General features: G+C 47.2%; 16 protein-coding genes. 7 read left to right on the top strand and 9 right to left on the bottom strand.

All coding sequences use genetic code 11. From position 1 onward, the window contains the following. Positions 1 to 107: 107 nt before the first annotated feature. The gene (gene elyC, locus H735_RS25880) at positions 108 to 914 is read right to left on the bottom strand and encodes an envelope biogenesis factor ElyC (RefSeq protein WP_005441670.1); all 807 of its coding nucleotides are present in this window, start codon (positions 912 to 914) and stop codon (positions 108 to 110) included. A 114-nt stretch (positions 915 to 1,028) separates the two neighbouring features. On the opposite strand from elyC, the gene cmoM reads away from it, so the two are divergent. Genes cmoM through mukB form a run of 4 tightly spaced genes read left to right on the top strand, consistent with a single transcriptional unit; the run spans position 1,029 to position 8,332 of the window. Then, the gene (gene cmoM, locus H735_RS25875; protein ID WP_020198050.1) at positions 1,029 to 1,820 is read left to right on the top strand and encodes a tRNA uridine 5-oxyacetic acid(34) methyltransferase CmoM; all 792 of its coding nucleotides are present in this window, start codon (positions 1,029 to 1,031) and stop codon (positions 1,818 to 1,820) included. A gap of 2 nt (positions 1,821 to 1,822) precedes the next feature. Further along, entirely contained in the window at positions 1,823 to 3,160 is a 1,338-nt protein-coding gene (gene mukF, locus H735_RS25870; RefSeq protein ID WP_020198051.1) for a chromosome partition protein MukF, read from the top strand. Beyond that, a complete protein-coding gene (mukE, locus tag H735_RS25865) occupies positions 3,141 to 3,866 on the top strand; it encodes a chromosome partition protein MukE (RefSeq protein WP_009698285.1) in 726 nt (241 codons plus the stop codon). The genes mukF and mukE overlap by 20 nt, the downstream gene beginning before the upstream one ends. A 2-nt stretch (positions 3,867 to 3,868) precedes the next feature. Then, positions 3,869 to 8,332, top strand: coding sequence for a chromosome partition protein MukB (gene mukB / locus H735_RS25860; protein WP_027726861.1), 4,464 nt, complete (start codon positions 3,869 to 3,871; stop codon positions 8,330 to 8,332). 63 nt (positions 8,333 to 8,395) lie between these two features. Here mukB and H735_RS25855 read toward each other — a convergent pair whose 3' ends face one another. After that, entirely contained in the window at positions 8,396 to 9,430 is a 1,035-nt protein-coding gene (locus H735_RS25855) for an AraC family transcriptional regulator (RefSeq protein ID WP_020198053.1), read from the bottom strand. Positions 9,431 to 9,595: 165 nt separating this feature from the next. On the opposite strand from H735_RS25855, the gene H735_RS25850 reads away from it, so the two are divergent. From H735_RS25850 to H735_RS25840, 3 genes are all read left to right on the top strand, one after another. Next, complete coding sequence (locus tag H735_RS25850; protein WP_020198054.1) at positions 9,596 to 11,086, top strand: coniferyl aldehyde dehydrogenase; 1,491 nt, start codon at positions 9,596 to 9,598, stop codon at positions 11,084 to 11,086. An 82-nt stretch (positions 11,087 to 11,168) separates the two neighbouring features. Then, positions 11,169 to 12,734, top strand: a complete 1,566-nt coding sequence (locus H735_RS25845; RefSeq protein WP_020198055.1) for a long-chain-fatty-acid--CoA ligase — start codon at positions 11,169 to 11,171, stop codon at positions 12,732 to 12,734. Beyond that, positions 12,721 to 14,361, top strand: a complete 1,641-nt coding sequence (locus tag H735_RS25840; RefSeq protein WP_020198056.1) for a GMC family oxidoreductase — start codon at positions 12,721 to 12,723, stop codon at positions 14,359 to 14,361. The genes H735_RS25845 and H735_RS25840 overlap by 14 nt, the downstream gene beginning before the upstream one ends. Positions 14,362 to 14,449: 88 nt before the next feature. Here H735_RS25840 and H735_RS31485 read toward each other — a convergent pair whose 3' ends face one another. The 7 genes from H735_RS31485 to H735_RS25810 all read right to left on the bottom strand — a co-directional run bounded on the left by H735_RS31485 (position 14,450) and on the right by H735_RS25810 (position 21,016). After that, the gene (locus H735_RS31485; protein ID WP_009707089.1) at positions 14,450 to 14,602 is read right to left on the bottom strand and encodes a hypothetical protein; all 153 of its coding nucleotides are present in this window, start codon (positions 14,600 to 14,602) and stop codon (positions 14,450 to 14,452) included. 199 nt (positions 14,603 to 14,801) lie between these two features. Next, complete coding sequence (locus H735_RS25835) at positions 14,802 to 15,770, bottom strand: alpha-L-glutamate ligase-like protein (RefSeq protein ID WP_020198057.1); 969 nt, start codon at positions 15,768 to 15,770, stop codon at positions 14,802 to 14,804. A 3-nt stretch (positions 15,771 to 15,773) separates the two neighbouring features. Next, entirely contained in the window at positions 15,774 to 17,279 is a 1,506-nt protein-coding gene (locus H735_RS25830) for an inactive transglutaminase family protein (RefSeq protein ID WP_005450341.1), read from the bottom strand. Between the two features lie 11 nt (positions 17,280 to 17,290). Further along, positions 17,291 to 18,037: an ATP-dependent zinc protease family protein gene (locus H735_RS25825; RefSeq protein WP_005450340.1), complete on the bottom strand. Its 747-nt coding sequence runs from the start codon at positions 18,035 to 18,037 to the stop codon at positions 17,291 to 17,293. A 221-nt stretch (positions 18,038 to 18,258) separates the two neighbouring features. Next, the gene (cmoB, locus tag H735_RS25820) at positions 18,259 to 19,230 is read right to left on the bottom strand and encodes a tRNA 5-methoxyuridine(34)/uridine 5-oxyacetic acid(34) synthase CmoB (RefSeq protein ID WP_005450339.1); all 972 of its coding nucleotides are present in this window, start codon (positions 19,228 to 19,230) and stop codon (positions 18,259 to 18,261) included. 77 nt (positions 19,231 to 19,307) lie between these two features. Next, on the bottom strand, positions 19,308 to 20,045 hold the full coding sequence (cmoA, locus tag H735_RS25815) for a carboxy-S-adenosyl-L-methionine synthase CmoA (protein ID WP_005426299.1): 738 nt from the start codon (positions 20,043 to 20,045) through the stop codon (positions 19,308 to 19,310). 104 nt (positions 20,046 to 20,149) lie between these two features. Next, positions 20,150 to 21,016, bottom strand: a complete 867-nt coding sequence (locus tag H735_RS25810) for a DUF72 domain-containing protein (RefSeq protein ID WP_027726647.1) — start codon at positions 21,014 to 21,016, stop codon at positions 20,150 to 20,152. Between the last annotated feature and the right edge of the window lie 247 nt (positions 21,017 to 21,263).

The raw sequence follows: 21,263 nt of genomic DNA, 5'->3' as shown, positions 1-21,263 counted from the left end.
AACTGATCGGCATTAGAGCATCGGCTCTCCTTTTTTGTGTCTGTGATTTCAGTTAAGGCAATCTAACGATAAGTTTTATCAGCGACAACATTCTTGCTAGGCAGCAATTAAGGTTGTGCGACTTCAGGCTCTTCTATTTCAACCATTGGCGTTTGTCCTACGTTGTCACGCAGTTTCTGCCATAACCCACCAAGATACTCATGCCAGTACAGTTCGGTTTGCTCTAAGTAACGAGCTTTCGGTGCGTACTTTTGCCATGGCTGCTCGATGTCATCAATCGCCATAAAGTTCGTTGGTGCAGGGATGGGTTTAATACCCGCTGCGTTGAACTCATACAAAGCACGTTTCATGTGGCTCGCCGAGGTCACGAGCACGATATCTTTTTGCTTAACAAACGCAGCTGCTTGGCGAGCTTCTTCCCACGTGTCTTTAGCGTCTTCCAATAGAATAATATCGGATTTAGCGACGCCAAGAGAAAGCGCGACGTTTGCCATCATACGAGCATGGCTAATTTCAGAACCACCTGCATAACCAGACAGGATTAACTTCGCACCTGGGTACATGCGCAAAATACGAATGCCCTCGGTGAGTCGCATCAGTGCTGTGCGACTTAATTGAGAGGTCGGTGGAATCTCATCGTCCACCACATGGCCAGCACCGAGAACCATGACGTAGTCAACGGTACCAGAAACGGGTAAAAACGCTTTGTACTCGCGCTCTAGCGGCATCAGTAGCTTAGTTGAAACAGGTTGGAAGGCAACGAGAAAAATGCCGACAAAAGAGAATAGAACAACAAAGCAGCCAGTTTTACGTTTGGTGGTAAAACTAATGAGAGCAAGACCTAACAAGCCTATGATTAGCAATGCCGGAAGAGGCATCAACAAGGCTGACATAACTTTTTTCAGCTCAAACATACATAAATAGTCCGAAAAAACATCAATTGATAATAAAAATGAGGATAACCCTCTTTATTCCTGCTTTCCTTGTGACAGAATAGCGGCACAATCCGTTATGATAACTCAGCAGAAGTGACAGAAGACCGCAATTTCGACGATATCGCCCACAAATTTGCAAAAAATATTTACGGCTCCGATAAAGGGGAGATCCGCCAACTCATTGTGTGGGAAGATTTTCTACAGATTCTAAGTGAATTAGATGCCGACCATCAAGCCCTGCAAGTCCTTGATGCGGGTGGTGGGTTAGCACAATTGTCGCAAAAGCTTGCTAAGCTCGGACATCATGTCGCTTTATGTGATCTATCTTCGGAAATGCTGCAACTAGCAAAGCAGGATATTGAAAAAAACGGTTTGCTTGAGCAGTATCGCCTGATTCATTCACCTGTCCAATCCATTGGTGACCATATGGAAACGCAGGTGGACCTTGTCATGTTTCATGCCGTCATGGAGTGGTTGGTAGACCCGAAAACCGCACTCGAGACCGTTTTGGAACAGGTCAAGCCGGGGGGCATTGCTTCGGTTATGTTCTATAACCACCACGGCTTAGTCTATAAAAATGTGGTTTGTGGCAACATTCCTCATATTTTAGACGGCATGCCTCACCGGAAAAGATTTAAACTACAGCCACAGAAAGGCCTAAAACCCGAAGAGGTCTATCAATGGATAGAAGATTCTGGTTTTAGTATTTGTGGCAAATCTGGTATTCGTTCCTTCAGTGATTACATAGGCAATATGCAATACATGGGCGATTACGAGTTTGAAGATGTGTTGGCGCTAGAAAAACAACTTTGTCGACAAGAGCCATACCTCTCATTAGGCCGCTACATACACGTGTGGGCTAAGAAGAACGATAAACAGGAATAACGATGAGTGAGATGACTCTCAATGCTGCAGAGCAACCAATCGATGAGTTGGTTGGCTGGGTTAAGCAGCACGATTTCTCGTTGAACCTGACCACTGAGCGATTGGCATTTTTGATTGCCATCGCTGTACTAAGTAATGAAAGGTTCGATGAAGAATTGGGTGAAGGTGAATTGCACGACGCATTTGCCATCGTCACTCGACTTTTTGATGAGACCGGTGAAGCTTCGGCTTTCCGTGCGAACAATGCCATCAACGAGATGGTTAAGCAGCGTCTTATGAGCCGTTTTGTCAGTGAGATTACTGATGGAGCGAGCATTTACCGCTTGTCGCCATTAGCGATAGGAATTACCGACTACTACGTGCGTCATCGCGAGTTCTCGAAACTGCGTCTTTCTATCCAGCTATCGATGGTAGCGGATGAAATGGCAAAAGCGATTGAAGCGGCACAAAAGGGTGGCACTCCGGGCCACTGGAAGAAAAACGTTTACGGAATTTTGAAATATTCTGTAGGCGAGATCTTCGATCAAATCGACCTTAACCAACGTGTGATGGATGAGCTGCAACAGTCTGTTAAACAACAGATTGCTGATCTACTTAACAAAGACTGGCGTGAAGCGATCAACAACTGTGAAGCGCTTCTGTCAGAAACATCCAGCACGTTGCGTGAACTTCAAGATACGCTGCAAGCTGCCAGTGATGAACTGCAAACTCAGATCCTAGACATCCAAGAAATTGTTTATGGTGACCCTGAGCTTGAGTTTATCGAAGAAGCTTTGTTTGGTCTGCAGATGAAACTGGACCGAATCACAAGCTGGGGCCAGCAAGCGATCGACCTTTGGATTGGTTACGACCGACACGTACACAAGTTTATCCGTACTGCCATTGATATGGATAAGAACCGTGCGTTTAGCTCGCGTCTGCGTCAATCCGTCAAAGATTACTTCGATGCGCCTTGGTATCTGACTTATGCAGATGCGGAAAGGCTTTCTGACCTTCGTGATGAAGCCCTAGTACTGCGTGATGACGAGGTAACGGGTCAAGTTCCGATGGAAGTGGAATACGAAGAGTTTCAACAAGTCAATGATGAGTTGGCGGAGCGAATTGGTGACATGCTGAAAGCGCATAAAGACCAAGGCGCACCTATTGACTTGAGCGTGGTACTGCGAGATTACCTTGCACAGCACCCTCATACTCATCACTTTGATTTAGCTCGCATTGTCGTTGATCAGGCGGTACGTCTGGGTTATTCAGAATCCGACTACCAAGCTGTTCAGCCAGACTGGAAAGCAATCAACGAATTTGGGGCAAAGGTACAAGCGAATGTCATCGACCGATACTAATGAATACATGTCAGAGAATCTGGCAAAAGCAATTTCTAACCCTCTGTTCCCAGCGCTAGACAGCATGCTTCGAGCAGGGCGTCATGTTTCAAGTGAAGATCTAGACAACCACGCGTTGTTGTCGGATTTCGAACTTGAGCTTTCTTCTTTCTACCAACGCTACAACACCGAATTGGTGAAAGCGCCAGAAGGTTTCTTCTACCTTCGTCCACGTTCAACGTCTCTGATTGGCCGCAGTGTGCTTTCTGAGCTGGATATGCTGGTGGGTAAGGTACTGTGTTTCCTTTACCTAAGCCCAGAGCGTCTTGCGCACGAAGGCATCTTCACTAACCAAGAGCTGTACGACGAACTGCTTGCACTAGCAGATGAAAATAAGCTGATGAAGCTAGTGACGAACCGTGCGACTGGTTCAGACCTTGATAAAGAAAAGCTGTTTGAAAAAGTACGTACGTCACTTCGTCGTCTACGCCGTCTAGGCATGATCATCAACATCGGTGAAACCGGTAAATTCAGCATCAGTGAAGCGGTATTTCGTTTTGGTGCCGATGTACGTGTTGGTGATGATATGCGTGAAGCGCAGCTACGTCTGATCCGTGATGGTGAGGCGGTAGTGCACACCAAAGAACCAAGCCAAGGCAGCCTATTGTCTGAAGAAGATCAAGACGACCAAGCCCAAGAAGAAACAACAGAAGAGGGTGAAGCATGAGCATGATTGAACGCGGTAAATACCAATCGCTGACCATGGTCAACTGGAACGGCTTCTTTGCCCGTACGTTTGACATCGATGGTCTCGTCACCACGCTATCAGGTGGTAACGGTGCAGGTAAATCAACCACAATGGCGGCGTTCATCACCGCATTGATTCCTGACCAAACGCTACTGCACTTCCGTAACACCACAGAAGCAGGCAGCAGCCAATCGTCTCGCGACAAAGGTTTGTACGGTAAGCTACAGCCGGGCGCATGTTATGCGGCGCTAGACGTGGTGAACTCACGTAACCAACGCCTATTGTTCGCAGTAAAACTGCAGCAAGTTGCGGGTCGTGATAAGAAAGTAGACATCAAACCGTTTGTTATCCAAGGTCTTCCAAGCCATGTGAAACCGACGGATATCTTGATTGAAAGCGTATCAGCGACTCAAGCTCGTGTACGTCAAATCAACGAAGTAAAAGAATCGATCGCAGAATTTGAAGGCGTTCAATTTAAAGCCTTCTCTTCTATCGTGGATTACCACGCGCAAATGTTTGAATTCGGTGTGATTCCGAAGAAACTGCGTAACTCTGGTGACCGCTCTAAATTCTACCGCCTGATCGAAGCATCGCTTTACGGTGGTATCTCAAGTGCGATTACACGCTCGCTACGTGATTACCTTCTGCCACAAAACGGCGGCGTGAAGAAAGCGTTCCAAGATATGGAATCGGCGCTGCGTGAAAACCGTATGACGCTTGAAGCGATCAAAACCACGCAAGCAGACCGTGACTTGTTCAAACACTTGATCACAGAGTCGACTAACTACGTGGCGGCGGACTACATGCGTCACGCGAACGATCGTCGTAACAAGCTGGATAAAACGCTGTCATTGCGTTCAGAGCTGTTCGGTTCTCGTGAAACTCTCGTTGAGCAAAACAACCTGCTTAACCGTGTTCAAGAAGAGCTGGAACTGCTGATCGAGTCGGAATCTGCGCTAGAGCAAGATTACCAAGCGGCTTCGGATCATTTGCAACTGGTGCAAAACGCATTACGCCAGCAAGAGAAGATCGAACGCTACCAAGAAGATCTTGAAGAGCTGAGTGAGCGTCTTGAAGAACAGATGATGGTAGTGGAAGAAGCGCAAGAACGCGTGATGATGGTGGAAGAGCAAGCGACCGTTGCGGAAGAAGAGGTGGATAGCCTTAAGACGCAGCTGGCTGACTACCAACAAGCACTCGACGTTCAGCAAACTCGCGCACTTCAATACCAACAAGCGGTTCAAGCACTGGAGAAAGCAAAACAGCTACTTGGCGATGACAGCCTAACGGCAGAATCGGCACAAGCGCTTGTCTCTGATCTTAAGAGCGAAGAATCAGAAAGCACCAACGCGTTGCTATCGGTTAAGCACAAACTGGACATGTCTTCTGCAGCAGCAGAGCAGTTCGAAACGGCGCTTAAACTGGTACAAAGCATCGTTGGTCAAGTTGAGCGTAAAGACGCGTCTGAACATGCGAAAACCGCAATTGCGAAAGCGCGTGAATCTCAGCAAGTTGCGCAAAACGAACAACAATGGCGTGCACAGCACCGTGATCTTGAACGTAGCCTAAACCAGCAACGTCAAGCGCGTGAGCTAGTCAACGAATACCAGAAGCAGTTCCATGTTGAACTGACTGGCGAAATCACGTTTGAACAAGAACGTGAGCGTCACGCGATGCAAATCGACTCGCTAGAAATGACGCAAGAAGACGTGCGTGAGCAACGCAGCGAACAGCGTCGTCTAGAGCAAGATGCAGCAGCGGAAATCAACAAGCTAGAAGCCATTGCTCCAACTTGGATTGCGGCGAACGATGAGCTAGAAAAACTGCGTGAACAAAGTGGCGCTGAGCTAGAAGATAGCCAGTCAGTCATGAGCCAAATGCAAGTGGTGCTTGAGCAAGAGAAGACCCTTTCTTTGGCGAAAGACAAACTAGCAGAGCGTCGCAGCCAACTTGACTCTGAGATTGAGCGTCTTGCTTCTCCTGGTGGTTCAAACGACCCTCGTCTGAAAGGTTTGGCTGATACTCTAGGTGGCGTATTGCTGTCTGAGATCTACGATGACATCACGATTGATGACGCGCCTTACTTCAGTGCAATGTACGGCCCGGCTCGTCACGCTATCGTTGTATCTGACCTATCTGGTATCGAAGAGAAACTGGTAGAGCTAGACGACTGTCCAGAAGACTTGTACATCATTGAAGGTGACATTGATGCCTTTGATGACAGCTCATTCGACGCGGAAGAGCTAGAAGGCGCGGTTTGCGTTCGTATGAACGATCGCCAAATGCGTTACTCTCGTTTGCCTGAAATCCCACTGTTTGGTCGTGCGGCACGTGAGCAGCGTCTAGAGCTACTACGTAACGAACGTGAAGAAGTAGTTGAGAAGCACGCGAAAGCAGCATTCGATTCGCAAAAAATGCAGCGTCTGTATCAAGCGTTTAACCAGTTTGTGGCAAGCCACATTCAAGTCGCATTCGAAGCTGACCCAGAGCAAGCACTGGCGACCATTCGTGACAAGCGTAACCAAATCGCTCGCGTACTGGCTGATCTGGATGCGAAAGAGCAACAACAACGTTCTCAGCTTCAAACCAGCAAGCAAGCGTTGTCTTCTCTAGACAAGCTAGCACCAAACATGGCGCTGATTGAAGATGAATCGCTGCAAGTGCGCTTTGACGAGTTGGAAGAGAAAATCGCCCAGCTTTCAGAAGCAAAAGCTTTCCTAAATAACCACGCGAAAGCGGTGGCGGAACTGGAAAAAGTCGCAGTTGCCCTAGATGCTGACCCAGAGCAATTCGATGCGCTAGAAGCAGAATACAAAGCGGCAGACGAACAGCTACAAGATCTTAAGAAGCAAATCTTTGCACTCTCAGATCTCGTTGAGCGTCGCCACTACTTCGCTTACTCAGATTCAGTAGACCTACTGAACAAGAGCAGCGAACTGAGTGAGCAGCTAAAAGCAAAACTGGTTCAAGCTGAACAAATGCGTACTCGCTCTCGTGAAGAGTTGAAACAATCGCAAGGTCAAATGAACCAATACAACCAAGTATTGGCTTCTCTGAAGAGTTCACACCAAGCGAAACTGGAAACGGTTCAAGAGTTCAAACAAGAACTTCAAGAGTTTGGCGTGAACGCTGACGAAGGTGCAGAAGAGCGTGCAATGCGTCGTCGTGACGAACTGCATGAGCGTCTACACACTTCTCGTAGCCGTAAGAGCGAATACGAGCGTACGATCACCTCTACTGAACTAGAGATGAAAGGCTTGGCGAAACGTCTGAAGAAAGTTCAGAAAGAATACGTTGAGCTGCGTACGTTCGTGGTTGCAGCGAAAGCTGGCTGGTGTTCGGTACTTCGTCTAGCGCGTGAGAACGATGTTGAGCGTCGTCTACACAAGCGTGAACTGGCTTACATGTCAGCGGATGAACTGCGTTCAATGTCGGATAAATCATTGGGTGCGCTGCGTCTAGCGGTTGCGAATAATGATGACCTGCGTGATGCGCTGCGTCTATCAGAAGACAATGCACGTCCAGAGCGTAAAGTTCTGTTTTACATCGCGGTTTACCAACATCTTCGTGAACGTATTCGTCAGGATATCATCCGTACTGATGATCCAGTCGAAGCGATCGAAGAGATGGAAGTAGAGCTGGCGCGTCTAACGGAAGAGCTAACGCAACGTGAAAACCGCCTAGCGATCAGCTCTGAGTCAGTAGCGAGCATCATCAAGAAGACGATTCAGCGTGAGCAAAACCGTATTCGTATGCTGAACCAAGGTTTGTCGAACATCTCGTTCGGTCAGGTGAAGGGCGTACGTCTAAACGTGAAGATCCGTGAAAGTCACGAAGTGCTACTGAACGGTTTAGCAACACAACAAGAGCAGCATAAAGACCTGTTTGAATCGACTCGCTTTACCTTCTCTGAAGCAATGGCGAAGCTGTTCCAACGCGTGAACCCACACATCGATATGGGTCAACGTTCTCCTCAGGTTCTGGGTGAAGAGCTACTGGATTACCGTAACTACCTAGAGCTAAGTGTCGAAGTAAACCGTGGTACAGATGGTTGGCTACAGGCTGAGTCTGGCGCGCTATCAACCGGTGAGGCGATCGGTACTGGTCAGTCAATCCTACTGATGGTTGTTCAAAGCTGGGAAGAAGAATCACGCCGCCTGCGCAGTAAAGACATTGTGCCTTGTCGTCTGCTCTTCTTAGATGAAGCAGCGCGTCTGGATGCGAAATCGATCGCGACATTGTTCGAATTGTGTGACCGTCTGGATATGCAGCTTCTTATTGCGGCACCAGAAAACATCAGCCCAGAGAAAGGTACGACCTACAAACTGGTGCGTAAGGTGTTTAAAGACCACGAACACGTACACGTAGTGGGTCTGCGCGGTTTTGGTCAAACGGATAAGCCTAAGACCGAAGCACAAGAGATGATTGAAGAGTTTGAATCGTAAACTCCGAATCTAATAAAACGCCCGCAATGAACGCGGGCGTTTTTGTATCTGTTGTATCAAAGCTCAAGTCGTAAGATTTGCTTCTTGACGATATTGCTTTGGTGAGTTGCCGCTCCATTTACGAAAAGCATGACGGAAGTTCGCACTGTCTGAGAAACCAATGCGTTCCGAGATCTCTTCGACGCTCATTTGTGTTGACGCAAGGTAATGACGAGCCAAGTGGAAGCGAACATGATCAAGGATTTGCTGATAGCTGGTTTCTTCCGATTTGAGATGACGTCGCAATGTTCTTGAAGACATACCTAGCTCAGCAGATAGGGCTTCTATTGAAGGGTAGCTGCCTGGTCTTTCGACGAACATCTGGGTGATCTTCTCTTTCAAACTGGCATTGCCACTCACTTTTGCCAGCATTTCATCGCATGACTTTAAGCACATCTGCAATGTCATGGTATTAGCTGCGGGCAACGGCTCAAACAAGCTGGTGGCATCGAACTGCCATTCTAATTGATTACTGTTGAACTCAATTTTGCAGTGGAATACTTGCTCATACAGCTCGCTATATTCAGGTTCTGGATAAGGGAAACGGATAACGGTTGAAGGGAAGGGTTTCTGCATGACTTCTTCACAAAGATTCTGAATGGCCGCAAACCAGTATTCACAACAAAACGGTAAGAGCGATTGTAGGTCTATCAGTTGTTCTGCGCGAAAGTAACCAGAATTATCTTCCACCCACATCTTCTTCTTTAGCACAGGGCCTGCAAGTCTTAGGTACTTAAAACCCATCATGAGGGCATCGAGTAGGGTATTGCTACTGAACACCGCATAACCTAGCACCCCAAAGTCACTGAACCTTGCTTGCTGTCCCACTTTTAACCCAAGTCCGGGCTCGTCTGATTGAGCCAAAGCATTGCTAAATACTGCCAGTTTTTGTGCGAGGGTAATGTGGGTATCGGGAGCATAAAGCTGAGGCGCACTGATACCACTGCCCGTGAGTAAGGCATCAATACTCACACTAGGCTCTAGATAGCGATTGAGTAACTGCAAATCCAAAACACCACAAGCTTGGGTATCTGGCTCATAAACAGCGGTGTATTCCATCGTTGCCCCCTTTACATTTGGATCAATCCTAGCGGGTATTGGGATGTTATTCAGTCATGTTTGTCGCAAAGCTGTCCGAATATCACCGTTTATTGTCTTTTTGTAACCTGTGCGACATGTTATCAAAATGTTGTAATTGAATAAATTGCACAGTTGGAGAGAAACATGAATGTACTGGCAAAGCAAGATAAGGAAGTGCTACGCGATCAAGGAATGATAGCGACTAATTACCCAGCAGTGAGCGAACTCGAAAAGTGGTTCGATGAATTGAAATCAGCATATCAAGCTGAGCCTTTATCGAGTTACACGGTGAGAAAGCATCGTTTATTAGCCTTAAAAAAGCAGCTTTCCCGATATCAAGATGTACTAGCAGAGGCCATGAGCCAAGACTTTGGGGGGCGAAGCCATACCGAATCTATCATGGCAGATGTATTGGCTCCGATTCTCGATATTAACCATGTAGTCAAACACCTAAAAGGTTGGATGAAACCAAGCCGTAGACCTACTGAATGGTTGTTCAAAGGCAATAAGCTGGAAGTGCGTTATCAACCTAAAGGGGTGGTAGGCATCATTTGTCCTTGGAACTTCCCTTTGTATCTTTCTATTGGCCCTATGATCACCGCGCTAGCCGCGGGCAACCGCTGCATGATCAAGATGCCCCCAAATTGCCCAGAAACCACTCGTCAACTGCGTCGCATGCTCGGAGAAATTTACCCAGAGAATTTAGTGCGCATTGTCGAAGGTGATCATCCTGAAGCGATGGAAATCTCTCATCTACCTTTTGATCATTTGGTGTTCACCGGATCGCCAGCAAGCGGAAAGATCATCATGGCAAATGCGGCTGCGAACCTTACGCCTGTGACCCTCGAATTAGGGGGGAAATCCCCTGTGGTGGTGTTTGACGATTACGATGTCACCAAAGCAGCAGAACGCATTGCTCATGGTAAGGGCTTTAACTCTGGTCAAATATGTATCGCGCCAGATTACGCCTTTGTACCAGAAGGAAAGCAAGAGGCTTTTGTCGAGGCGTTAAAGCTTGCTCATCAAACTATGTATGGCGAAATCAAAGCCAATCAGGATTACACCGCACTGGTGGATGAGGCACAGCACAAACGCTTCCATGATTTGCTCAATGATGCACGCGAGAAAGGGGCAACCATTACCCAGTGTCTTGATTATGGCGAAGGGCGAAAAACGCCGCTGTATATCGCAACCAACCTAACGCCGGATATGCGTATCTGCCAAGAAGAGATCTTTGGGCCTCTTTTACCAGTGCATACCTATCGTTCAATTGATGAAGTGATTCAATACATCGTCCAAAGACCTCGACCACTGGCTTGCTATCTGTTTAGCAACAACTCAGAACAACGTGAAACTTTGCTTACTCAAACCCACAGCGGTGGGGTCACCATTAACGACTGGGGATGGCATGTGCTCAATCATTCGGTGCCTTTTGGCGGTGTAGGTAACTCCGGTATTGGTAACTACCACGGCGAAGAAGGTTTCCGTGAACTCAGCCATGCACGCACGGTACTCAAAATGCGCGATTGGTTCCCAATTCAGTTGTTTGCACCGCCATACGGAAACGTGGTGCAAAAACTGGTGTTACGTGTGTTCGCGGGCAAACCCGACCCAGATTTAAACAAGCTCTCGTAACTCTCAATTCTTACCTTTCTACATAAAGAATCTTCGGCAGTCGACACTCGCTGACTGCCTTTCGAAACAAAGGAGATCATGGATGCACAACCTTGCTGTCAATCTGGAGCGCAGTGCGGCGCTCTTTCCCTCTAAAGCGTCGCTCAGGATGGGCGATGATGAAATCAGTTACGCACTACTCGACAAATTCGCAGGTAACATCGCAACCAACTTGAAGCGACTGGGACTTGAAGCCGGAGATAAAGTCGCGTTGTCTTGTCCAAACATCACTTATTTCCCCATGGTGTATTACGGCATTTTAAAAGCAGGTTGCGTGGTTGTGCCTTTGAATGTGTTGTTTAAAGGGCGAGAGATCGCCTATCACCTCAATGATTCTGATGCTAAAGCGTATTTCTGTTTTGAAGGAAGCGAAGAACTGTCAATGGGAAGCTATGGCAGACAAGGTTTTTCTCAGGCTGAGCAGTGCGAATATTTTATCTCGCTCTCTGCTCAATGTGAGGAAGGGGAGCATGCAATAGACGCTTGGCTTGCCGAAGAACTCGAGCCTTTTGAATCGGTGACAAGACAAGGCGATGACACCGCGGTGATTCTTTATACCTCAGGTACCACAGGGCAGCCGAAAGGAGCAGAATTGTCCCACACGAATATGCTAACCAATGCCATGTCCTCTCAATACCTGATGCGCTTGGAATACAGTGACACGACCATGGCAACCTTACCGCTGTTCCACAGTTTCGGTCAAACCGTCATGATGAATGCCAGCGTGCTGACAGGCTCTACCATGGTGTTGATCCCGCGCTTTGAATCGAAGTTCGTCATTGAGCAAATCATCCAACATAAAGTCAGCGTATTTGCTGGTGTGCCAACCATGTATATCGCACTACTCAGAGCGGGCGAACAATCTCCGGAGCATTCTGAATTGGTGAAACATAGCCTTCGCTTAGGCGTTTCTGGTGGTGCCTCTATGCCGGTAGAAGTGATTCGCCAGTTTGAGCATCGCTTTGAGCTGCCAGTACTGGAAGGTTATGGATTGTCAGAAACCGCACCAGTGGCCACGTTTAATCATATTGATGGCGACAGACTGCCTGGCAGTGTCGGGCAACCATTGTGTGGCTACGTGATTAAGATTGCCGATGTAAAAGGTCACGCCCGACCAATCGGGGAGTTAGGTGAAGTCTGTATAAAAAGCCCGAGTGTAATGAAAGGCTATTACGGACGACCAGAAGCAACCCGTGACGCGTTACGTGATGGTTGGTTCTTAACTGGTGATATGGGACGTGTGGATGAGCACGGTAATTTGTTTATCGTCGACCGCGTCAAAGACATGATTATCCGCGGTGGCTACAACGTGTATCCGCGTGAGATTGAAGAAGTCTTGATGTGCCACCCCGATGTAGAGATGGTGGCTGTCGTTGGTGAGTATGATGACCGCCTAGGTGAAGAAGTGCATGCCCATGTCGTGCTTCATCAAGATGCGCATTGTAGCCCTGACACTTTAATCGCTTGGTGCCGCGAACAACTTGCTGACTACAAATACCCACGCCGTGTTTTCATTCGTAAAGCACTGCCTATGACCGCCACAGGCAAGATTTTAAAGCGAGAGCTTCACCCTTTAGATGTCGCGGAGGTAGATGATGGACAGTTATGATTTTATTATTGTGGGTGGTGGTTCAGCCGGATGTGTTTTAGCGTCTCGACTCACTGAGGATCCCAATGTCACCGTATGCTTGTTGGAAGCGGGCGGGCCGGATTCAAGTCCCTTTATTCATACGCCGGTTGGTGTGGTAGCGATGATGCCAACCAAAATAAACAACTGGGGTTTTGAAACCAGTCCTCAATCGGGCTTGAATGGGAGCAAGGGTTATCAACCAAGGGGCAAGACGTTAGGTGGCTCGAGTTCTATCAATGCGATGATGTATGCCAGAGGGCACCGATATGACTACGATCTTTGGGCAAGCCTTGGCAATGAAGGGTGGAGCTATCAAGATTGCCTGCCGTACTTCAAGAAAGCAGAAAATAACGAAGTCCATCATGATGAATTTCATGGGCAAGGTGGGCCACTTAATGTTGCTAATCTGCGTTCACCGAGTGGCGTTGTAGAGCGCTTCTTAGATGCGTGTGAATCGATTGGTGTACCTCGTAATCCAGATATAAATGGCGCAGATCAGCTGGGCGCCATGCAAACGCAAGTCACGCAAATTAATGGTGAGCGATGCAGTGCCGCCAAAGCTTATCTGACTCCTAATTTACACCGGCCGAATCTGACCGTTATCACTAAGGCGACTACGCACAAAGTGTTGTTTGAAGGCAAGCGAGCGGTTGGCGTTGAATATGGCTTGAAAGGGCATAGCTTTGAGATCAAGTGCAACAAAGAGGTGATTCTCTCTGCGGGAGCATTCGGCTCGCCACAAATCCTGATGCTATCTGGTGTTGGGGCCAAACAAGACTTACAAGCGCACGGGATAGAGCAAGTTCATGAACTGCCGGGCGTTGGCGAAAACCTGCAAGACCACATTGACCTAGTGCATACCTATCGATGCACAGCGAAGCGCGATACGTTCGGTGTTTCGCTGCAAATGGCAACAGAGATGACCAAAGCTTTACCACAGTGGGTGAAAGCACGCACTGGAAAAATGAGCAGTAACTTTGCCGAGGGCATTGGATTTCTTTGCTCCGATGACGAAGTAAAAGTACCGGATTTGGAATTCGTCTTCGTTGTTGCGGTTGTCGATGACCATGCGCGCAAAATGCACATGAGCCATGGTTTTAGCTCTCACGTCACTTTACTAAGACCAAAGAGCATTGGCACCGTTAAGCTCAATAGCACCAACCCTTACGATGAACCGCGTATCGACCCTGCATTTTTCAGCCACCCGGAAGACATGGAAATCATGATCAAAGGCTGGAAGATGCAGCACCAGATGCTAGAGAGTGACGCGTTCGCGGATATTCGCGGCGAGAACTTCTATCCGGTTGATGCTTCCGATGACAAAGCGATAGAACAGGACATTCGTAATCGAGCTGACACCCAATATCATCCAGTCGGCACTTGTAAAATGGGGGCTAAGAGCGACCCACTGGCGGTGGTTGATAACGAGCTTAAGGTTTATGGTTTGGAGGCACTGAGAGTTGTCGATGCCTCTATTATGCCGACGCTGGTGGGTGGGAATACCAATGCACCAACCATCATGATTGCAGAGAAAGTGGCGGATATAATCAAAGCAAATTATCGTCTAGGTGAGAGCATTGAAAAGCCAGCTACCGCTTTGATATAAGCAACTCCCTCCAAAAATGAAATAAGCCGAGCTGTAGGGCAACAGTCTCGGCTTTTTTAGCAGGCGCTTAAATGTGAAAAGGTAAGTCCTATTCTTCTGAAAGGTCGTTTCCTTTTTCGATCATTTCAGCAAGCTCATCAAGTGCTTGGACAGAGATTTCCGACAAACGTTGTAAGTGCTGGTCAAAGTTCTCTTGTTCAACAAGCGGAGTATCATTGTTATTAGTTTCTTTTGTTAGCATCGCCCAACCTCTTGAGTTGAGTAAGGGGGAGAAAATATAAAATCAAAAATCAGCAGAAAAAAGAAACGATCGATGTGTATTTTGTTAGCTGGATCATCGATTGCAGTGATAAAAACGATGAATTACTTAAGAAGAGAGCGATAGCGCTCAAATATGAAAAGAAAGCTAGCAACCAGAGAAATGGCTGCTAGCTAGGAGATTAGAACTGAGATTTAGAACCAAACTGTTCAGCGGCGTAGGCTACGCGCTCTTTCGGTTTTGGATACTCGGCAGGCATACCAAGGTTTTCTATGTGTTTTAAACGAGGCAGCAAACCTGCACCGTTTGCGATCTGAATCGCTAGGCCAGGACGTGCATTCAGTTCAAGCACCATTGGACCTTCTTCTTTGTCCAATACCATGTCGGTGCCCATGTAACCTAGACCTGTCATTTCCCAAGCACTGGACGCAAGCTCTAACAAGCGCTCCCAATGAGGCACTTGCAGTGTCGACAGATCTTTACCCGTATCTGGGTGATGAGTCACTGGTTGGTCAAATTGCACCGCGCGAATGGCTTTACCAGTAGCAATGTCGATACCGACACCTACCGCGCCTTGGTGAAGGTTAGCCTTACCATCCGATGCTGCTGTAGAGCAACGCATCATCGCCATAACAGGGTAGCCCTTAAATACGATAATACGTACGTCTGGCACACCTTCGTAACTGAAGCCGTCGAAGCAGTCATCAAACTTAATTAAGTTCTCAACCACAGCTACATCGTTCTTACCACCAAGGGAGAAAAGACCCGCAAGTGCGTTACTGATGTGACGCTCAACTTCTTCTTTATTGCAGGTAGCACCCGATGGCTTTGTATATACGCCATCTTTGTGCGAAGTGATAACCAAGATACCTTTACCACCACTGCCTTGAGCTGGCTTGATTACAAAACCGGGCCAGTTCTCAACCATCTTGTGAATCTTTTTCACTTCAGCTTGGCTGGCGATCACGCCAATAAGAGCAGGCACAGTCGCACCTGCTGCTTCAGCGATAATTTTGGTTTTGAGCTTGTCATCCACCAAAGGGTATTTAGAACGATCATTGTAACGACCAATGTAACTGTGGTTACGCTTGTTCATCCCCATAATGCCTTTATGGCGGAGTTTTGCTGGCGAAGTAAAACGTTCAAACATCGTTTAGTCCTCCGCTAGTGGTTTAAAGCGACGTAGCTCAGTTAGACGGTAACCCGTGTATGTACCTAGTAGTAGAATACCTGCCAGTACAATGAGCTGTAGGCCGATAAAGTTAAACGTTAGGTGCTGGATGTAGGTGTTGGTCATTGCCAAGTAAACCAGTACCGCGGTCAGTAGTGAGCCACCACCTTGAAGGGCAACTTCTTTCGCGCCTTCTTCTTCCCATAGAATCGACATACGTTCGATCGTCCATGACAAGATGATCATTGGGAAGAAGGTAATGGTTAGACCCTCAGTCAGACCAATCTTGAATGCCACAACGGTAAACACAGAGATGATCATGATTACTGTGATGATAACCGCGGATATCCTTGCGACCAGAAGTAAGTTTAGCCTCGATAAGTAACTTCGGATGATCAGACCCGTACCGACAATCAGTAGGAAGCCGACGATACCTGTTACAAGTTGCGTTTGTACAAAGGCAACCGCAATAAGAACTGGCATGAAGGTACCGGATGTCTTAAGACCGATGATAACGCGCAGGAATACAACAATAAGAGCACCAATTGGAATCAGCATGATGGTCTTAAACATCGCCTGCTCTTCAAGAGGTAGGCTGTGGATGGACAGGTTCAATAGACCGTCAGCTTCCACTTTGTTGTTGGTTGCTTCTTGCGGTGTGAGCTCCTGCTTGATCATAGAGAAGTGAACTTGGCTGTTTTTGCCGCCCACTAGGTCAAGTAGGGAAACATTCGATTCATCCCAAACAAGCAGGTTAGGCTGCGCTGCAGCTTGCTCAGAGTTTGGTGAGAAGAGTACCCACTTATCGCCAGACCAAACTTGAACCATAGGTTGAATCGTTTGACGGCGACGTCCATCTTCCAGCTCGATAACGCCAACGGTCTTACTCTGTACGCCAGCGGTAAGCAGAATTTTGTGCAGAGCATCGGTACGATCAAAGTCATTTAGAATCAGTGCTGCGTTTTGGCTATCTGGATCGTTCAGTGTTTTGATCAGCTCACGAGCGAATGTCTCATTGTCTGCTGAACGGCTCATTGCACGCTCAATCAACGCATTTGCTGCCGCTTGTTGAGGTGCTGAAAGGGTTGGTTTGGCAATTTCACCGGTTGGTGGCTGTTCATCCACTTTTGCTTGTGGATCAACCAAGAATTGGGCTTTGTAGTAAATGGTTTGTGCGCCAGTTGCTTGGCGGATAGACCATTCAGCACGACGACCTGAATCAGAGTTTACGTAAGAAACACCATAACCAGGAGATGACGCCGACTCACCGATTAAGGTGTAGCCTTTTTGTGTATGAGGAGCAGCGAGAGAAGCTTTAACTTCACCGCCATTTGCATTGAACTCAATGCGGGCTTCAACATCCCAAACTTGACGCGTTTCACCTGGAGTCCATGGAACGCCGTAATTCTGATGTCTGAAAACACTCAAAGCGATGCCCGCAACCACCAAAAGGATGATTGACAGGTAAAACGGTATTCTTGACGTCATAATCTACCTTATTATTTTTTATCTTCTTCCGTTTGAATATATTTACGACTCACATCGACGAGTGCGATGTCGCGCATAAATTCTCTTCCTAGTAACACAGGATGGTTCATTTGAGAGCGATCTGCCAACGTAAATTGCGCTTTTTCATGAATTTTTCCTACGCGCACCCAAAGTTCAACTACAGCACGACGCTCTAGTTCTTCATTGGTTGCTTGACGGATTTTCACGTAGCGAATAATTGGTGCTTCAATCCAAATATCTTTCTCTTCATCTGACTTGGTATTATCAGCTAGGTGGAAACGCACCCAGTTTTTGCCATTTCTCTCGAATTCTTCGATATCAACAGCGTTCAGTGAAGATGTTGCCGCGCCGGTATCTACGCGAGCGTCGAACGTTTGTTTGATTGAATCGATCGTCACTCGCTCAATTGAGCCAAGGACAATGTCATGGGTAGGAGTTGCTTGAACGGGAGCAGGAGCTTGAACAATGATAGGTTCTTTAGGCTTTCTCACTTCGTCCATTGCTTCTTTACGGAAGGTATTGAGTTCGCCATTTAACTTATCCACTTGGTCTTCCAAACTTTCGATGTAATCCGACTGGTTACTAAGTTGAAGCTCTAAGTTGGTAACGCGAGTATTGAAATTCGTTTCTGAAGCCTGAATAGCAGCTAACGTTTCTTGGTGGTACTGTTCGCCTTTGGTCAAAGTACATCCAGATAGTAAGGCGATGGCAACAACCGGAGTCAATCGTATAAACATTGAAAACCTTGGGATTGGAGTAAGTTGTTTGTTTTTTAAGAGTTTAGCGTTATCGCCAAAGGCTCACAAGCAAGAATCTGCTTCAGACTCTTACAGAATGAGGAATAGTGACGAAAAGCCAAAAAATTAAGGACGCAAGACGCATCCTTAATTAGATTTGAAGAGAGGTTAATGTCTTAATGGAGGGAGTGGGTTAAGACAATGTCAGAAATCTCAGTTAATTATGGCTTGGTTGCGACAAGCACCGCACGGCGAGGTGCAGGGTAGCCTTCTACCGTTTTGCTTGGGTCGTTTGGATCTAGGTAATCCGGCAGTGAATTGTGCGTCATCCAGTCGGTCGTACGCTGCTCATCTACAGACGTTACGTTCTCATCTACAATACGCACATCTTTAAAGCCAACCAATTCTAGCCATACTTTCAGTGCTTTCGCTGACGGGAAGAAGTACACGTTACGCATTTGCGCGTAGCGAGACGTCGGAACCAATACCGCGTTCTCATCGCCTTCGATAACGAGTGTCTCTAGAACAAGCTCGCCACCTGATACTAACTGGTCTTTTAGCTGCACCAAGTGATCCAGTGGAGAGCGACGGTGGTAAAGCACGCCCATACTAAATACAGTGTCGAATGCTTCTAACTTTGGTAGTTGTTCAATACCTAATGGAAGAAGGTGAGCACGTTGGTCATCGCCCATTAACTTACGAATCGCTTCGAACTGAATTAGGAACAGATGAGAAGGGTCGATACCAACCGTTAGGCGTGCACCTTCACCCAGCATGCGCCACATATGGTAGCCGTTACCACAACCAACATCGAGCACGCTGCGGTTTTTTAGTGGCGAGATGTGCGGAAGAACGCGATCCCATTTCCAGTCACTGCGCCATTCAGTATCGATATGAATACCGTGCACTGTGTATGGACCTTTACGCCATGGGTGGAATGTACGCAGTAGGCTTTCTAGCTTTTTCAGCTCACCTTCATGGAAAGGCGTATCGTTGCTGATGGTTACTGAGTTTTTGATGTCCACTTGGTTTGGTGCACCTTGTGGGATCTTGTTCAGCGCTTTCAGCCAGCGACCAAAGTCACCGTGCTCAGCGTTTTGCCAATCTGTTAACTGTTGAGGTAATACGTTTAGCCACGGCTGAAGACGAGTGTCTTGAGCGATTAACTGATAAAAATTAGCAAAATTAAACATAGTTTTTCACTGAGTAATAAATTAAAAAATTGACACTAAATGCGAAACGTTAAGACTTTCTCGCTTCTCGCTTCTCGCTATTTAATCGCGAACATCGAACCGAAGTTAAAGCACTGGAACCAAACGTCGTAGCTTGAGAAACCAATTTCTGCGAAACGCTCTTTATGATCTTTCTTCGAATCTGGGCGCATCACGTTTTCAATTGCGCTGCGCTTTTGGCTGATCTCAAGTTCGCTGTAGCCATTTGCACGTTTAAAGTCGTGGTGAAGGTCAATCAACAGCTCGTTAGATACTTCATCTTCAAACACGAACTTTTCAGACAGAATCAAAATGCCGCCTGGGCGCAGACCTGCGTAGATTTTCTCTAGTAGAGCATAGCGGTCTTCTGGAGAAAGGAACTGCAGAGTGAAGTTCAATACCACTACAGATGCGTTTTCGATTTCGATATTACGAATGTCCGCTTCGACGACATCAACTGGTGTATCACTGCGGTACGCGTTGACGTGAAGCTTACAGCGTTCAACCATCGCAGGAGAGTTGTCCACGGCAATGATTTGGCAACCTTCTTGTTTGATATGACGACGCATAGACAGCGTAGCAGCACCCAAAGAACAACCAAGATCGTAGATGTTTGAGTGAGGCTTAACAAAACGCTCTGCCAGCATACCAATTGCAGAAATGATGTTGCTGTAACCCGGCACCGATCGCTGAATCATGTCAGGGAAAACTTCCGCTACGCGTTCATCGAACGTGAAATCCCCAATTTTATCGATTGGAGCCGAAAAAATAGTATCTGGATTGCTCTTAGGGTTCATAACCAAATCTCTGCATACAAGCCGCCTGAAATGTCAGGCATCAAAAAAGGCGCGTATTTTATGGGAAATTCGCGCCTCTGTCATTTGCTTAATTATAAGCTTGTCTAAAACATTTGTATTTGCGAGTTGCCATCGTTGGCAGGAAATACAGACAAATTTGGCAGTGAGAGCTTAAGTTGTAGCTGCTTATATAGCTTTTCAGCCAGTTCTGGTGCTAAGACGTTATCTGGTGTGTGAATCATCAAGTACGGTTGAATGCCTTGTTCAATCCACATCGGCAGCTTGTTCAACCAAGGTTCGAAAAAGCGCAGGTTGTCGTCCATGTCTGGATGACCGATAAAACGAATCATCGGGTGTTTGGCGGTTGCGATTGCATGAACCGGAACGCGAGGCTTTTTCTGGTGGGCATCGATCACTGCTTCTGTTATCGGCTGCGCGGCGAATACAGGGCGGCTGTCCATAATAATGCGGTCGATGCCGCTCTCTAACAACCACTGATTCAACGCACGTTCTTCTTCACCTTTGGAGAAAAACGCCATGTGACGAACTTCCACCCCAAGCGGGAAATTCGGCGGAAAGCTGGCACAGAACTTCTTTAATCTATCGAGGTGTTCTGGACCAAATGCCGCAGGGAGCTGAATCGTCCATTGTCCAACACGTTCATGAAGCGGTTCCATGATCGTCATAAAGTCACGTAACTGCTCGTCGCAACCTCTGAGCATCTGTTCGTGAGTAATGGCTTTTGGCAACTTAAAGGTGAATTTGAAATCGTCGTGAGTCGCGGCTTTCCAGTTTTGCACCGTGTTGAGCGTCGGTGTGGCATAAAAGGTGGTGTTGCCTTCTACGGTATGGAACACCTGCGCGTATTTTTCGAGTCGCTCTGCGGGTTTTGTGCCACTGCCATAAAAGCTTTGTTGCCACTGGTTGTGCGACCACATGGTCAATCCAAGTCGAAGGGGTAAATTATCCATATCTCTGCTTTACGTTTTTTCCTGAGCCCACTTTACGAGAGTTTTGCTGAAATGGGTAATTTCACGCTATAATCCCCACCAATTTTTTCGCTTTGGTGCGCTTTTGAACATTTGTTGTACTAAAAACCACCAATGAATGATAAAACACACTTAATTGTATGTTGAGTAGTCGATTTTCATAGGCTTTCAGCGTATAAATGGATCTTTACTCTGCTCGGCAATGAGGCTGACAGAGCGTAGTTAACAA

Source organism: Vibrio owensii CAIM 1854 = LMG 25443 (genome assembly GCF_000817815.1).
Classification (GTDB): domain Bacteria; phylum Pseudomonadota; class Gammaproteobacteria; order Enterobacterales; family Vibrionaceae; genus Vibrio; species Vibrio owensii.
The sequence above is the reverse complement of the archived record's forward strand: the minus strand, read 5'-3'. Positions and strand labels throughout refer to the sequence as shown.